The 14864-nt window shown below is 53.6% G+C and carries 14 protein-coding genes; 12 read left to right on the top strand and 2 right to left on the bottom strand.

What is annotated here, in order from left to right; all coding sequences use genetic code 11:
* Positions 1-3: 3 nt before the first annotated feature.
* The 5 genes from rnr (at position 4) to rplI (ending at position 5033) form a co-directional block, all read left to right on the top strand.
* Complete coding sequence (gene rnr / locus PTW35_RS16200) at positions 4-2559, top strand: ribonuclease R (RefSeq protein ID WP_281025847.1); 2556 nt, start codon at positions 4-6, stop codon at positions 2557-2559.
* Positions 2560-2562: 3 nt separating this feature from the next.
* On the top strand, positions 2563-3297 hold the full coding sequence (gene rlmB / locus PTW35_RS16195; RefSeq protein WP_281025846.1) for a 23S rRNA (guanosine(2251)-2'-O)-methyltransferase RlmB: 735 nt from the start codon (positions 2563-2565) through the stop codon (positions 3295-3297).
* Positions 3298-3635: 338 nt separating this feature from the next.
* Positions 3636-4025, top strand: coding sequence for a 30S ribosomal protein S6 (gene rpsF / locus PTW35_RS16190; RefSeq protein WP_281025845.1), 390 nt, complete (start codon positions 3636-3638; stop codon positions 4023-4025).
* 290 nt (positions 4026-4315) lie between these two features.
* A complete protein-coding gene (gene rpsR, locus PTW35_RS16185; RefSeq protein ID WP_002539422.1) occupies positions 4316-4543 on the top strand; it encodes a 30S ribosomal protein S18 in 228 nt (75 codons plus the stop codon).
* 37 nt (positions 4544-4580) lie between these two features.
* Complete coding sequence (rplI, locus tag PTW35_RS16180; RefSeq protein ID WP_281025843.1) at positions 4581-5033, top strand: 50S ribosomal protein L9; 453 nt, start codon at positions 4581-4583, stop codon at positions 5031-5033.
* 109 nt (positions 5034-5142) lie between these two features.
* Here the strand turns inward: rplI and PTW35_RS16175 are convergent, their stop codons facing one another.
* Positions 5143-5898 (bottom strand): DUF481 domain-containing protein, encoded by a 756-nt coding sequence (locus PTW35_RS16175; RefSeq protein WP_281025842.1) that lies wholly within the window; start codon positions 5896-5898, stop codon positions 5143-5145.
* Between the two features lie 226 nt (positions 5899-6124).
* On the opposite strand from PTW35_RS16175, the gene PTW35_RS16170 reads away from it, so the two are divergent.
* The 6 genes from PTW35_RS16170 to PTW35_RS16145 all read left to right on the top strand — a co-directional run bounded on the left by PTW35_RS16170 (position 6125) and on the right by PTW35_RS16145 (position 12432).
* Positions 6125-7522 carry a replicative DNA helicase gene (locus PTW35_RS16170; RefSeq protein WP_281025841.1) on the top strand — a complete coding sequence of 466 codons (1398 nt, stop codon included), beginning with the start codon at positions 6125-6127 and terminating at the stop codon, positions 7520-7522.
* A gap of 60 nt (positions 7523-7582) precedes the next feature.
* Positions 7583-8662: an alanine racemase gene (gene alr / locus PTW35_RS16165; RefSeq protein WP_281025840.1), complete on the top strand. Its 1080-nt coding sequence runs from the start codon at positions 7583-7585 to the stop codon at positions 8660-8662.
* A gap of 25 nt (positions 8663-8687) precedes the next feature.
* Complete coding sequence (locus PTW35_RS16160) at positions 8688-9938, top strand: BamA/TamA family outer membrane protein (protein WP_281025839.1); 1251 nt, start codon at positions 8688-8690, stop codon at positions 9936-9938.
* A 134-nt stretch (positions 9939-10072) separates the two neighbouring features.
* Positions 10073-10813 (top strand): hypothetical protein, encoded by a 741-nt coding sequence (locus PTW35_RS16155; RefSeq protein WP_281025838.1) that lies wholly within the window; start codon positions 10073-10075, stop codon positions 10811-10813.
* The gene (locus tag PTW35_RS16150) at positions 10810-11688 is read left to right on the top strand and encodes a hypothetical protein (protein WP_281025837.1); all 879 of its coding nucleotides are present in this window, start codon (positions 10810-10812) and stop codon (positions 11686-11688) included. The genes PTW35_RS16155 and PTW35_RS16150 overlap by 4 nt, the downstream gene beginning before the upstream one ends.
* 57 nt (positions 11689-11745) lie before the next feature.
* Positions 11746-12432, top strand: coding sequence for a hypothetical protein (locus tag PTW35_RS16145; protein WP_281025836.1), 687 nt, complete (start codon positions 11746-11748; stop codon positions 12430-12432).
* A gap of 36 nt (positions 12433-12468) precedes the next feature.
* Here the strand turns inward: PTW35_RS16145 and PTW35_RS16140 are convergent, their stop codons facing one another.
* Positions 12469-12888: a secondary thiamine-phosphate synthase enzyme YjbQ gene (locus PTW35_RS16140; protein ID WP_281025835.1), complete on the bottom strand. Its 420-nt coding sequence runs from the start codon at positions 12886-12888 to the stop codon at positions 12469-12471.
* Positions 12889-13181: 293 nt separating this feature from the next.
* Here PTW35_RS16140 and pgi point away from each other — a divergent pair, with 293 nt between their 5' ends.
* Complete coding sequence (gene pgi, locus PTW35_RS16135; protein ID WP_281025834.1) at positions 13182-14834, top strand: glucose-6-phosphate isomerase; 1653 nt, start codon at positions 13182-13184, stop codon at positions 14832-14834.
* Positions 14835-14864: the final 30 nt, after the last annotated feature.

Genomic DNA, 14864 nt, shown 5'->3' with positions numbered 1-14864 from the left:
ATTATGTCAAAAGGTACTACCGATATACCGGTCGATCCTTTTCGCGATCGCGAAGCTTCAAACTACGAAAACCCTATTCCCAGCCGTGAAATGCTGCTGGATGTAATTCGCAGTTACTCGACGCCCGTCAGCCGCGATCAGCTGTTTGAAGAGCTGAAACTTGAGGGCGATGAACAATACGAGGGCCTGCGTCGACGCTTGCGCGCCATGGAGCGTGACGGTCAGCTGATCTTCACTCGCCGTCAGTGCTATGCCCTGCCGGAGCGTCTCGATTTGATCAAGGGACATGTGATCGGTCATCGGGACGGGTTTGGCTTCCTGCGCCCGGAAGGCACACATAGCAAGGAAGAAGACTTGCTGCTTCCCCATCATCAGATGCGTGGGGTGATCCACGGTGATTACATCCTGGCCCAGGTTGCCGGCACGGATAAGCGCGGCCGTCGCGAAGGGCGCGTGGTGCGTGTACTGCAGCAATACGAAGGTCAGATTGTCGGCCGCTTCTTTATCGAAGACGGTATGGGCTATGTGGTGCCGGATGATTCCCGTATTGCCCAAGATATCGTGATCCCGAACGACCAGCGGATGGGCGCGCGAATGGGCAACGTGGTGGTGGTCGAGATCAGCCAGCGCGCGACTCGCCAGTACAATGCCGTCGGCAAGGTGGTCGAGGTCCTGGGCGAGAACATGGCACCGGGGATGGAAATCGAAATCGCCCTGCGAACCCATGATATTCCGCACGAGTGGCCACCGGAAGTCGAGAAGCAAATTCAGGGACTGGGCGAAGAAGTACCTGAAGAGGCCAAGCAGGGTCGTGTCGATCTGCGCGAGCTGCCGTTGGTGACCATTGATGGTGAAGATGCCCGCGACTTCGATGATGCGGTGTACTGCGAGCGCAAGAAATCGGGAGGGTGGCGCCTGTGGGTGGCTATTGCCGATGTGTCCTATTACGTTCGCCCGGATTCGGCACTGGACAAAGAAGCGGTTCGCCGCGGTAACTCGGTGTATTTCCCGTCTCAGGTTATCCCGATGCTGCCGGAAGTGCTGTCGAACGGCCTGTGTTCGCTTAACCCGCAGGTGGACCGCCTGTGTATGGTGTGTGAGATGACCATCTCGGCATCAGGCAAGCTGTCTGGCTACAAGCACTACGAAGCGGTGATGAACTCGCATGCGCGCTTGACCTACACCAAAGTCAGCAAGATGCTTGAGGGGGATGAAGAGCTGCGCGAGCGCTATGCACCGCTGGTGCCTCACCTCGAAGAGCTGTACAGCATGTACAAGGTCCTCAAGACGGCGCGTGAAGAACGCGGGGCGATTGAGTTTGAAACGGTTGAAACCCAGTTTATCTTCAATGCCGATCGTAAGATTGACCGCATTGTGCCGGCAGAGCGTAACGATGCCCACAAAATCATTGAAGAATGTATGATTATGGCCAATATTGCGTCGGCTTCCTTGGTGGAAAAAGCCAAAGAGCCAGCGCTTTACCGGGTGCACGATACCCCAGGCGAAGAGCGCCTGACAGGCTTCAGGGATTTCCTTGGCGAGTTGGGGCTGCAGTTGTCTGGCGGCTTGGAGCCGGCACCGAAGGATTACGCGGCACTGGCCGCGATGATCCAGAGCCGTCCGGATCATGAACTGATCCAGACTATGCTGCTGCGCTCGATGAAGCAGGCGGTTTACCAGGCGGACAATATCGGCCACTTTGGCCTGGCTCTGAACCGTTATGCCCACTTCACATCGCCGATCCGCCGTTATCCTGACCTGACGCTGCACCGTGCGATCAAGTACCTGGTGGCCAAGCAGGAAGGGACTAACAAAGATCGCTGGACGCCGACCGGGGGGTACCATTATTCGTTTGATGATATGGATACCCTGGGTGAGCAGTGCTCGATGACCGAGCGCCGTGCCGACGATGCGACCCGTGACGTGGCCGACTGGCTGAAATGTGAATACATGCAAGACCATGTGGGCGATGAGTTTGACGGGGTGATTGCCAATGTCACCGGTTTCGGTTTCTTTGTCCGTCTCAACGAGCTTAATATCGATGGCCTTGTGCATATTTCCAACCTGGCCAATGATTACTACCAGTACGATCCGATCGGCCAGCGCTTGATTGGCGACAGTTCGGGACAGGTTTATCGCCTTGGCGATACGGTCAAGGTCAAAGTGGCCTCGATCAACCTCAACGACCGCCAGATTGACTTCGATATCGTCGGTAGCACCCGCAAGCCGCGCGGGGCTGGTAAAACGGCCAAGAACCGTGATAAAAAGCAGCGCATGCGTAAGGCTGAGGGCATGCAGCGCCAGAGCCTGAAGGTTTACCGGGTCGCGGATGGCGAAGCCCAGCAGGAGCAGCGCTCGAAGTCGAAGAAAGAGCGCAGCTCGGTGCGCCAGAAGCTAAAAGCCGGTGCTATCCCCAAGCTCGAGGAAGACAAGGTGCCGGAAGGGAAAGCCGGGAAGAAGGACGGCAAGGGTAAGCCGACCGCGAAGAAGAAATCGACCAAGGCCCGTAAGAAGAAACAGCGTGCCGGTAAGAAAGAACGAGCAGCAAAGAAGATTTAATCCATGAGTAATGACATGATTTTCGGCATTCATGCCGTGAAAGCCGTTTTGGCATCAGATCCTTCCCGTTTCATCGAGGTCTTTGTCCTTAAAGGCCGTGAGGATGACCGCTTGCTGCCGCTGCTCAATGAGTTGCAGATGCTTGGGATCACTATCCAGCAGGCTGGTCGCAAGGCGCTGGATGATAAAGCCAAAGGGGCATCACACCAGGGCATTATTGCCCGCGTGCGCCCGGGCAAGCAGTACAACGAAAACGATCTTGACGAGATTCTGGCTGGCAAAGACAACCCGCTGCTGTTGGTGTTGGATGGTGTAACCGATCCGCACAACCTGGGGGCGTGCCTGCGTAATGCCGATGCTGCCGGTGCGGTGGCGGTGGTTGTACCGAAAGATCGCTCTGCCCAGCTGAATGCGACCGCCAGCAAGGTGGCTTGTGGCGCGGCGGAAGTGGTGCCGTTGGTACGTGTGACTAACTTGGCCCGCACCCTGCGAGCCCTGCAGGAAAAAGGCGTATGGGTCGTGGGCACTGCCGGTGAGGCAACCCATGATATCTACCAGAGCAAGTTGACCGGCCCGCTGGCGATTGTGATGGGCGCGGAAGGCGAGGGCATGCGTCGCCTGACTCGCGAGACCTGCGATGATTTGATCAAAATCCCGATGGCCGGCTCGGTATCGAGTCTGAACGTTTCTGTTGCAACCGGCATCTGCCTGTTCGAAGCGGTACGCCAAAGGCAGTAAGCTAAACGTTCCTGTGGTGCTATGGTACTGTGGGGCTATGGTAAAGGAGCGGGGAGGTCTTTGCCCGCTTCCTTAACACTAAACCCTGTGATTTAGTGAGTAAGTGAAGGTGCTTGCTTGTCTAGCTCATGGGGTTTGTTATTTTTCTAACCACAGAACCACAGAACCACAGAACCACAGAACCACAGAACCACCTTTCATCACAAATTTCTCTTGCGTCGATTGCCCATTCTCTGTACTATTCTGCCTCCAAATTCTCGGTTATTTACTTTAGTTCCTTGCTTCTCTTGGTTAACCGAGCCAATCCGAGAAGCTGATTAATCCGTAAGGAGCAACCCATGCGTCATTACGAAATCGTATTCATGGTGCACCCAGATCAGAGCGAGCAGGTTGCTGGCATGATCGAGCGTTACACTGGTGCAATCAAAGATTCTGGTGGTCAGATTCACCGTCTAGAAGATTGGGGCCGTCGTCAACTGGCTTACCCAATCAACAAACTGCACAAAGCACACTACGTTCTAATGAACGTTGAAGCTGAGCAGTCTGTAATCGACGAGCTAGAGTCTAACTTCCGCTTCAACGACGCTGTGATCCGTAACATGATCATGCGCACTAAAGGCGCTATCACTGAGCCATCTCCAATGATGAAGGCTAAAGAAGAGCGTGCCCCACGTCGTGAAGAGCGTGCAGAACCTGCACAATCTGAAGGCGAAGCTGCAGCTGAGTAATTGTTCAATGACCATCGTCTGGATCCACTAGGCCTCGGCCTGGTCCTTTAGACGAAGCCGGTCGCCAGCGGGTGTTTCATCTACTGGCAATACGCTGAGCTACCACGGCAAATGTCTCGTTACAGCGGCGTGGTAGTGAGCAGGCAAGGTCAACAAGTTCTCACTCAAGATTTAGCTATCGGCAACGCCATCAAGGTAGGGGATTCCTTACCGTACCGGACCGAATAGTCTTGGTAAGTTGATGTTGTATGCTGATCACATTGAAAAAATTTAGTTCAGGAGATAAGCCCATGGCACGTTTCTTCCGTCGTCGTAAGTTCTGCCGTTTCACTGCAGAAGGCGTACAAGAGATTGACTACAAAGACGTAGCAACTCTTAAAAACTACATCACTGAAGCTGGTAAAATCGTACCAAGCCGTATCACTGGTACTCGCGCTAAATACCAGCGTCAGCTAGCTCGCGCTATCAAGCGTTCTCGTTACCTAGCACTTCTACCATACACTGACAAGCATCAGTAATCGGTAGCGGTTTAATTAAGTTTAAGAGGACAAGATAATGCAAGTTATTCTACTTGATAAAATCGGTAACCTAGGTGGCCTTGGCGATCAGGTTAACGTTAAAGCGGGTTTTGCTCGTAACTTCCTTATCCCACAGGGCAAGGCAGTAATGGCTACTAAAGCTAACGTTGAAATGTTCGAAGCTCGTCGTGCTGAGCTAGAAGCTAAAGTTGCTGAGCAACTTACTGCTGCTGAAGCACGCGCTGAGAAAGTTAACGCGCTTGAAGCTGTAGTTATCGCATCTAAAGCTGGTGACGAAGGTAAACTATTCGGTTCTATCGGTACTCGTGACATCGCTGAAGCAATCACTGCTGCTGGCGTTGAAGTAGCGAAGAGCGAAGTTCGCCTACCTGAAGGTGCACTACGTACGACTGGCGAATTCGAGATCAGCATCCAGCTGCACTCTGACGTATTCGCAACTGTTAACCTAAACGTTGTTGCTGAAGACTAATAGCGTTTTGTGTTGATAGCTTAAAACCAGCCTCCGGGCTGGTTTTTTTATGCCTGAAAAACAGTGGAGTAAGTGTTGGAGAGGCGAAAGTCGTTAGCTTGGGCGGGGTTTACATCTTGAACAGCAGGTTAATCGTCATGGCTGAGTCGCGCTTCTTTAAGCCATCGGGTACCCAGCTGTTGAGCTTTTGGTTGTTGCTGATTTTGATGGCGACAAAGTCACTGATGTCTGTCGTCAGGTTGAATTCAGCTTCCATGGTGCTGTTACTGTTGCCGGCGATACCAGTCAGGCGGACACCGAGTTCGACCGTTTTTGATGGTTTCCAGGTCATTTTGGCATTGCCACGAAGGATCAGCTCATCCACCGTCTCTGGCAGGATGATGTCGTCGTCATCGATCTCATCGAGGTTGGGCTCTTGATGGCGGTAACCTGGACCAGCTTCCACCTCCATCTGGAAGGTTTCCCTACGGACTAACTGGTAACCCAGACCGGTTGCCAGGGTGAAATCGGTAAAATAGGGCCCGTAGCGGTCATCGACGTAGTTGATGTTGCCCAGCACATAGGTCCTTTCATTGACTTTCATGTCGCTCTGCAGCTCGACCTGGCCTTTGCGCTTGTCTTCCTTCCCGTCTTTTTCGGCCAGCAGGAACCGGAATTCACCGGTATGACGGTACTGGTTCTTGACGTACGTCCCCCCGAGGCGGGTGTTGAGGGTTTGCGAGTCCGAGTTACCCCCGAGAGATTGATAACCGAGTTCCAGTTCGGTACTCAATGGCGGCGGGATCCGGGTTGGACGCTCATCACTGGTGGCGGCATTGGCTTGGGTGCTGGCAAGCAGTAATAAAGCTAACAGGGTTCTTGCCAAGCGGCCTCCTCGTTGGTTGAAACAGTCAATTACCAAACCCCGCAGTGTAACCGATTTATGTCATATTTGGGTCAGGAATTGCGAACAGAATGTACCGAATTGCTCGTAAGACACTAATATGGCATTTCAGAAGGGAAAATCGTTATCGGCGCTATATTGATAGATGGACTCCTTCCGAATTAAGGTATAATGCACGGCTTAGTTTCCGGCAATCATTTCAATTTCTATGGCAGAGAATAGCAAACCGAACCAACCTAAAGACTCCAAGATGGACGCGATTAAGATGGCGCCGCACTCGATAGAGGCTGAGCAGTCGGTTCTCGGCGGCTTGATGCTGGATAACGAAAAATGGGATGTTGTTGCCGAGAAAGTGGTAGCCAAAGACTTCTACAGTCGGCCCCACCGGATTATATTCGAAGGGGCGGCCGCGTTGCTGGAAGGCGGTGACCCGCTGGATTTGATCACCTTGTCCGAGCACCTTGAAAACGCTGACCAACTTGAGGATGTCGGTGGTTTTGCCTACTTGGCGGAGTTGGCGAAGAATACCCCGTCAGCGGCGAATATCCTGGCTTATGCCGAGATTGTCCGTGAGCGGGCGCTGATCCGTGACATGATCAGCGTGGCCAATGAAATTGCCGATGCCGGCTATGATCCCCAGGGGCGGGACAGCGAAGAGCTGCTGGATATGGCGGAAAGCAAGGTGTTTGCCATTGCCGAGCAGCGTACCTCGGAAAATGAAGGCCCGCAGAATGTAGAGGGCATTCTCGAGAAGACCCTAGAGCGTATCGAGATCCTCTATCAGACCCCGCAGGACGGGGTGACCGGGGTGACGACTGGGTTTACCGATCTGAACAAGAAGACCGCCGGCCTGCAGGGTTCGGATTTGATTATCGTCGCCGCCCGTCCGTCGATGGGTAAGACCACCTTTGCCATGAACCTGTGTGAGAACGCGGCGATGGCCGAGGAAAAGCCGGTGTTGATTTTCTCGCTGGAGATGCCATCGGAGCAGATCATGATGCGTATGCTGGCCTCGTTGGCGCGGGTGGACCAGACCAAGATTCGTACCGGCCAGCTCGATGATGAGGATTGGGCGCGTGTTTCTTCTGCCATGGGCAAAATGATGGAAAAGAAGAACATGTATATCGACGATAGCTCGGGCCTAACGCCAACGGAAGTACGCTCGCGGGCCCGGCGTATTGCCCGTGACCACGGCGGCCTGAGCATGATCATGATCGACTACCTTCAGTTGATGCGGGTACCGAGCCTGCAGGACAACCGTACTCTGGAAATCGCGGAGATCTCCCGCTCGCTCAAGGCGCTGGCCAAAGAGCTCAATGTGCCAGTGGTGGCGCTGTCGCAGCTGAACCGCTCGTTGGAACAACGGGCCGATAAACGCCCGGTGAACTCGGACTTGCGTGAATCGGGTGCCATCGAGCAGGATGCCGACTTGATCATGTTTATCTACCGTGATGAGGTATACCACGAAGACAGTGCGCTCAAAGGCATTGCTGAAATCATTATCGGTAAGCAGCGTAATGGTCCGATCGGCACAGTGCGATTGACATTCCAAGGTCAGTTCTCCCGGTTTGATAATTACGCCGGCCCGGCCTTTGATGATGAATAAGGCTGATATAGCCATAGATGTAGTACCGGTTTGCCGGGGCAGTAATAAGTAGGAACAGAGATGAAAGCGGCAACAGCGTATATCAATACCGAGGCATTGACTCACAACCTGCAGCAAATCCGCGGCCAGGCGCCGAACAGCAAGATCCTGGCGGTGGTGAAGGCCAATGGCTACGGCCATGGGCTGGAGCATGTGGCCAAGAGCCTGCCCGATGTCGATGGCTTCGGGGTTGCCCGGATCGAGGAAGCACTGACCTTGCGGGCTGGCGGTGTCGTCAAGCCAGTGCTGTTGCTGGAAGGTTTCTATGCGCCATCAGATTTGCCGGTGCTGGTAACCAACAATATTCACACTGTCGTTCATTCCATCGAGCAGCTTGAGGCCCTGGAGCAGGCCGAGCTGGACGCTCCGGTGGTCGTGTGGCTGAAAATTGATACCGGTATGCATCGCCTCGGGGTCCGCCCTGAACAATACACCGAGTTTGTCGATCGTCTCCATGCTTGCTCGAATGTCGCCAAGCCGCTGCGTTATATGAGCCATTTTGGCTGTGCCGATGAGCTGTCCAGCGATGTCACGCCACGCCAGATAGAATCCTTCATGGCCCTGACCGACGGCTGCAGCGGCGAGCGCTCGCTGGCCGCTTCTGCCGGGATCTTGGCCTGGCCCGATAGCCACCTCGAGTGGATCCGTCCCGGCATTATTATGTACGGCGTGTCGCCGTTTGCTGAGATTGAGCGGGCGGCGGAGTCATACAATATGAAGCCAGTCATGACGTTGACCTCTAGCCTGATCGCGGTGCGTGAGGTGAAAAAGGGCGAGTCGGTGGGTTACGGTGGGATTTGGACCAGCGAGCGTGATACTAAGGTGGGCGTGATTGCGATTGGCTACGGTGATGGCTATCCGCGTACCGCACCAAACGGTACCCCGGTGTTGGTCAACGGGCGCGTGGTGCCGATGGCCGGCAGGGTATCGATGGACATGCTGACGGTCGATCTCGGACCGGACTCGATCGACAAGGTCGGCGATGAGGCCATCTTGTGGGGCGATGGCTTGCCAGCCGAGATTGTTGCAGCCCATATCGGAACTATTGCCTATGAGCTGGTGACTAAACTAACATCAAGAGTCGCCATGGCTTATCTCTAACTGACAAGCGAATAACCCCATAATAATGACAAGAATTTTCAAAGCCGCAGCAATGATTGCGGCTTTTTCATGCTCAACCACCAGCTGGGCCGATAGCTGGCCTTCATGGACGCCCGAAACGGCCTTTGTCCCCTTTGCCTTCTCGACCGATGCCATGGGTATTTCGGTCGGTATGGCCGGTTTGCTCAAAGGCGCGGGTCAGCCCCAAGCCGCCCTGCTGGGGGCAGGGGTGTACAGCCAAAAAGGTACCTGGCTGACCTATCTCGGTGCCAGCAACTATATTCTCAGCCAGGACAGCCGCTGGCTCTTTGGCGCCGAGCTGTTCGATGCCAGTTATCAGCAGTTCGACTATTACCTCGGTGAAGCTTCTAGCAATGACTCCACGGTTGACGACAAGGTTGTAGCCGATGCCAAGGAGTTCCAATACCGCTTATCCATGCGTTATGTGCTGCCATTGGGGGCTGGGGAAACTCAGGGACTCAGGGCGGCGTTGATGCCGGTTCGCCGTCTGACTGGCCATACTCCGTGGCAGAGTGGCGTCAGCTCATTGGAGTTAAGGCCGTTTTACCAGAGGCGGGAATTCGACGAGCTACCGACCTCGCACATTGAGCCGGGCGGCTTCAGCGAGGCCGAAGAAGTATGGGGGCTGGAGACCCGCTTTGACTGGGATAACCGCAACAACACCCGCAATCCGACCGAAGGGAGCCAAAGTCAGTTCTCGGTGATGGTCGATCCCGGCAGCAGTGATCGTGCCAGCTGGTGGAAGTGGGCGTTTGAGCAGAGTTGGTTCTGGTCGTTCGGTAACCTGGGCGATTTGTTCGACCAGCAGGTACTGGCATTGAACATGTATACGGCGGATATTCCCAGCTGGAACAGCACAGAGCAGGTCAATGGCAGTGACGTGTTCCGTCGTCCACCGGCCTATGCGGGCAACCGCCTGGGCGGCTTGTATCGGCTGCGTAGCTTTTCCGGTGGCCGCTTTGTCGATCGGGCGGCCTTGAGCTACAGCATGGAATACCGGGTGATGCCTGACTGGCAGCCGCTGGAAGATTGGCCGGTATTTGAATGGTACGATGTGCCATGGTGGCAGTGGGTGGCTTTTGTTGATGTCGGCCGGGTGGCCGATGAGTACGATTTGGCCGAATTGCACCGTGATATGAAATGGAGCGTCGGTGGTGCCGTGCGTTTCCAGGTCGAAGGGATCGTGGTACGAACCGAAATGGCCTGGGGCAGTGAGGACAGCTTGTTCCGGGTTATGATCAACCAGCCATTCTAGGGCGGCCGCGCGATCTGCGGGCCCACCCGGTCAAGAAATAAACTGCGCTATACTTGTTCGTACCACTGCCGGTGTTTGTTACAATATCGTCTTCTGTCTCGCCGTTATCCATAATTTTTCTGGTATAGATACTCATGTCATCGAAATTTCTCGAAAAGGCCTGGAGCCACAAAACCGTTAACCTGGAAGATAAGCTGCTGCTGGTGGCCCTCGCTGAGCTATCGGACCGAGATGGTGCCTTCATTACCAGCATGGCGCAGCTCAAAGAGATGATGTGTGCCTCTGAGAGCATGATCGATAATCTGATTGCCAAGCTTTCGATGGAGCAGGTGATCATTGGGGTGAACAAGGCTTCCGCGAGTTACCGTACTAGCGGCAAGATCAATGGCCGTCTGAACTTTGATACCTATGTTGATCAGAGCGCACCTGCTGGCAATACGGGGTATACCCAGCCCCATGGCCAGCAGGATGTTTATAGCAATGCCAAGCGGGTGTCGAGCTTCCATCGCTCTCAAGTTACCCCGGTGAATAAGACGATTTCTGGCAAAGCTATCAATATTCTCGAGCTCTCCCCAAATGTTATCGAGCCCTGGGCCGAAGCGGTGATGTTCAAGAGCGGCTACGGCAGCCAAACCCAGGTATGGGCATCGTTTGTCGAGCGTCTCCGGGAAACTCCGACCAAACAGCTATACTCCCTCGATGAGCTCAGGAGCCGCCTGCATTCCCACCTTCATAGCGAGAAAAGCTACAAGCAGGGATACAGCCGTCCGGCCGCGAGACCCCAGTCGGTGAAGCGGGGCGCGATTGATATCTTGGAAGAAAAGATTGCTAACTTTAACTTTAAGAGTGATGACGAAGGGGATGACCTACTATGAGTTCGCCAAAGAATATCAGTGAAACTCATGCCGAGTACTGGAACCGAGTGAAGAACGAGCTGAAAGCCCATCAACAGTCCGAAAAAAGTGCCTCTACGGCCTCCTCTGCCCCGGCTCAGCCTTCTGCCCCGGCAGTAAGGAGTAGCGCTCCCGCCCCGGCCCCGCAACCCGACGACGCCGGTGCTGTTGGCTTTGTATCTGACAGCCAGGGGACATCGGGCTTCTCCCCGAAGACCCAAGTGATGCTGGATAAGTACACCGGCACCGAGCAAAAGAAAATCATGCAGTTTTGGTATGATATGAACATGAACTTCGGGCAGAGCAAGGTGCGCCAGGAGTTCGGTGATGAGCCGGGCGAAAGGCTGATGCAGTTTGCTGCCTCGTTGGATCGCAACAGTTACCGCCGTCTCAAAGATAACCTGGACGAGCGCTTGAAGAAAGGTCAAGAGTGGCCACCTTCTTTTGCGGTCTTCAAGGCGTTGAAAGATACCCCGACAGATCGCGAAATCCTCGAGGCCCGGACCAATATCCTGACCCTGAAAAAACCGGTTAGCCGGGTTGAAATCTATATCAGCAAGCGCAAATCGGCCAAGCTCAGAACGCTGTCAGAAAAATACATCGCGGAAGAGTTTCGTACGCTCTACCTCGAGGCGTTTGAGGAAGTGGAGATTTATGACCGCGATATCAAGCTGGACGAGCGGGAATCGGCGATCAGCGAGGTCACCAACAACATCCCGAAGTCAGAGATGGATAAGGATATTGATGACATGGTGGCACATGGTTACAAGCTGCCGGGCAAGCTCGGGGAAACTTTCGACAGGATCCAAGCCCTGAGGGCAAATAACAGCCATGTAGTCATCGACGAGATTGACTAGCCTGATGCTCCATTCGCAAGATACTGCTGTTTTGTTATGCTGAGGTTATTGAGGTAGATGCAAGAATTTACTGTGCTAGAGCGCAAGGAATCCTATTTCCTGTGCACCAAAGGGTCTGGCCACTGCCGAATCATTATTGATGACAATAGCCAAACGTTGCCGCTGGGCACCTTTATGCTCCATGTCGAAGAGATCTCCGACCGCTATGCCCACCATGCCAACGATGCGGTGTTCAGGCTGCTGATGCCCTTCGAGGAGCAGGGCAATATCGATATCTGCACCCTGGCTACCGGGCGCAAGAACCGCTTTGTGTACAAGCGCTGTTTGCAGTTAGGCGGCAAGTGGGAACCGGTGCTCAACGAGTGGGTTTTCTCCGCGGCCATCAAACACGAAGTTGACAAGTTAGCCGAGCAGATAAACTCCGAGCTGGTCTATATCGAGGCCACCTTTAACGAGACAATCAAGCTCACCACCGAGCCCCTGAGCTTGTTTGGCTATCCGCTGGTCAAATCCGTCGGTAAGAACGGCAAAGTGAGCTTGAATTACGGGATGAAGCTCTCAGCCGGTGAAATCGTGTGTATGCCGCTGGACACGTTGCAAACGATTATTCTGGCAGATTCGAAAGTCCGGTTGTATGTACCCAAGGCCCTCTTGGAGCTGCCGCAGTTTCACGAAGACTACCTGTGTGTGGTGGAGGTCGAAAAAAAGCGTAAGCCTCGCCAGAAAACGTCCTTTCCTTGGTAGCCCGTAGCTAATTCCTTTCAAGCCGCCCGGCAGGCATTACACCCCCTGCAGGGTGATCACCACTCGACGGTTGCCACCGTGGTCACGGTGCTCGCCAAGGTAAATTCCCTGCCAGGTGCCCAGAGCCAGCCGCCCCTTGCTGATTGGTATACTGACACTGTTTCCCAGCATTGATGCCTTGATATGGGCCGGCATATCGTCATCGCCCTCATAGGTATGCTGGTAGTAGGGCGCGCGCTCTGGTGCGACGTGGTTGAAGTGGGCCTCCATATCACTGCGCACTGTCGGATCGGCATTTTCGTTGAGGGTCAGGCTGGCCGAGGTATGCTGGATAAAGAGGTGGGCGAGACCGATATTGAGCTGGGCTAACTCTGGAATTTGTTGTTCAATTTCATCGGTGATCAGGTGAAAGCCTCGGGCGCGTGAGCGAAGCTGGATTGTTTTTTGGTACCACATCGTTATTATCCTTCTTAAAGTAGGCGCTAGAAACGCGACGCCTAGTGAATATTTGACGGTTTCCTTGGCTTGCAACTTACTCTCGAATTTCGTGACCTGACGCAATGAAGGTAGGTATGCCTTCACGTCATAATTATTCATAAGTTGTAAAATTACAAAAATTTAGCTGACCAAGTAAGTTGAGCTACACTAGGGTCAACGCTACGAACAAGATTTACTAAGATCGGGGATCCATTACTTGGGTTTTGCTGACAAGACTAATGGATTAACAATTAAAAATCAGGAATTTCATCATGTTGAAAAACATCAATCCAACCCAAACTGAGGCGTGGAAAGCGCTAACGGCACACTTTGAAAATGCACAGGACCTTCAGCTAAGCGAGCTTTTTGCCAGCGACAGCGAGCGTTTCAATAAGTTTTCGGCCAACTTCGGCGATGACATCCTACTGGATTTCTCCAAGAACCTGATCACTGAAGAAACCATGGGTAAGCTGTTCGCTTTGGCTGAGCAGACAGAAGTCAAAGCGGCGATTGCCGATCTGTTCAGCGGCGAGAAAATCAATAAGACTGAAAACCGCGCGGTGCTGCACTCGGCACTTCGTAACCGCAGTAATACGCCAATCATGGTTGACGGCGAAGATGTGATGCCAAACGTCAATGCGGTACTGGAAAAGATGAAAGCTTTCACTGCGCGTATTGTTGACGGTGAGTGGAAAGGTTACACCGGCAAAGAAATCACCGATGTTGTGAACATCGGTATCGGCGGCTCGGATCTTGGCCCATACATGGTGACAGAAGCTCTGGTGCCATACAAAACTCGCCTGAACATGCACTTCGTATCGAACGTTGACGGCACCCACATTGCCGAGACCCTTAAAGGTCTTAACCCTGAAACGACCTTGTTCCTGATTGCGTCTAAGACCTTCACCACGCAAGAAACTATGACCAACGCCCATTCGGCACGTGATTGGTTCCTGGCTGCTGCGGGCGAGCAGGGCCATGTTGCCAAGCACTTCGCAGCATTGTCGACCAACGCCCAGTCTGTGGCGGACTTCGGCATCGACACCGATAACATGTTCGAGTTCTGGGACTGGGTTGGTGGTCGTTACTCTCTATGTTCGGCCATCGGCCTGTCTATCAGCCTAGCAATCGGCTTCGATAACTTCGTTGAGCTGCTTGACGGTGCCCATGCGATGGACAAGCACTTTGCTGAAGCGCCGCTTGAGCAGAACCTGCCAGTGATCCTTGCCTTGATCGGTATTTGGTACAACAACTTCCATGGCGCCGAGTCTGAGGCTATCCTGCCTTATGATCAGTACCTGCACCGCTTTGCGGCTTACTTCCAGCAGGGCAACATGGAATCAAACGGTAAGTGCGTTGACCGTGGTGGTAACCCGATCGATTACCAAACTGGCCCAATTATCTGGGGCGAACCTGGTACCAATGGCCAGCACGCCTTCTACCAGTTGATCCACCAGGGAACCAAGCTGATCCCATGTGACTTCATTGCACCGGCCATCAGCCACAACCCACTTAGCGACCACCATCCAAAACTGATGGCCAACTTCTTTGCCCAGACTGAAGCATTGGCCTTCGGCAAAACCAAAGAGCAGGTTGAAGCGGAATTCCTAGCGGCAGGAAAAACGCTGGAAGAGGTCGCTGAACTGGTACCATTCAAGGTCTTTGACGGTAACCGCCCGACTAACTCCATTTTGGTCAAGCAGGTTACGCCATCGGTATTGGGTTCTCTGATCGCGCTGTATGAGCACAAAATCTTTACTCAAGGTGTGATTTGGAATATCTACAGTTTTGATCAGTGGGGTGTTGAGCTGGGTAAACAGCTAGCGAACAAGATCCTACCTGAGCTTGGTGGTGATGAGGCTATCGCGAGCCACGATAGCTCGACTAACGGTCTGATCAACGCATTCAAACAGTGGCGCCAGTAATTGCCGGCTGTGTCGAGATAATAAAAAACG

Source organism: Photobacterium sp. DA100 (assembly GCF_029223585.1).
Lineage (GTDB): Bacteria > Pseudomonadota > Gammaproteobacteria > Enterobacterales > Vibrionaceae > Photobacterium.
Note: the sequence above shows the minus strand (reverse complement) of the source record. Positions and strands in the feature narration are given on the sequence as shown.

What these genes read in the sequence shown, in the direction of transcription:
- PTW35_RS16150 (WP_281025837.1), top strand. Translation starts at nt 10,810, where the DNA reads ATGAGTTCGCCAAAGAATATCAGTGAAACTCATGCCGAGTACTGGAAC.
- PTW35_RS16155 (WP_281025838.1), top strand. Translation starts at nt 10,073, where the DNA reads ATGTCATCGAAATTTCTCGAAAAGGCCTGGAGCCACAAAACCGTTAAC.
- rnr (WP_281025847.1), top strand. Translation starts at nt 4, where the DNA reads ATGTCAAAAGGTACTACCGATATACCGGTCGATCCTTTTCGCGATCGC.
- PTW35_RS16170 (WP_281025841.1), top strand. Translation starts at nt 6,125, where the DNA reads ATGGCAGAGAATAGCAAACCGAACCAACCTAAAGACTCCAAGATGGAC.
- PTW35_RS16145 (WP_281025836.1), top strand. Translation starts at nt 11,746, where the DNA reads ATGCAAGAATTTACTGTGCTAGAGCGCAAGGAATCCTATTTCCTGTGC.
- rpsF (WP_281025845.1), top strand. Translation starts at nt 3,636, where the DNA reads ATGCGTCATTACGAAATCGTATTCATGGTGCACCCAGATCAGAGCGAG.
- rlmB (WP_281025846.1), top strand. Translation starts at nt 2,563, where the DNA reads ATGAGTAATGACATGATTTTCGGCATTCATGCCGTGAAAGCCGTTTTG.
- rpsR (WP_002539422.1), top strand. Translation starts at nt 4,316, where the DNA reads ATGGCACGTTTCTTCCGTCGTCGTAAGTTCTGCCGTTTCACTGCAGAA.
- PTW35_RS16140 (WP_281025835.1), bottom strand. Translation starts at nt 12,888, where the DNA reads ATGTGGTACCAAAAAACAATCCAGCTTCGCTCACGCGCCCGAGGCTTT.
- PTW35_RS16160 (WP_281025839.1), top strand. Translation starts at nt 8,688, where the DNA reads ATGACAAGAATTTTCAAAGCCGCAGCAATGATTGCGGCTTTTTCATGC.
- pgi (WP_281025834.1), top strand. Translation starts at nt 13,182, where the DNA reads ATGTTGAAAAACATCAATCCAACCCAAACTGAGGCGTGGAAAGCGCTA.
- rplI (WP_281025843.1), top strand. Translation starts at nt 4,581, where the DNA reads ATGCAAGTTATTCTACTTGATAAAATCGGTAACCTAGGTGGCCTTGGC.
- alr (WP_281025840.1), top strand. Translation starts at nt 7,583, where the DNA reads ATGAAAGCGGCAACAGCGTATATCAATACCGAGGCATTGACTCACAAC.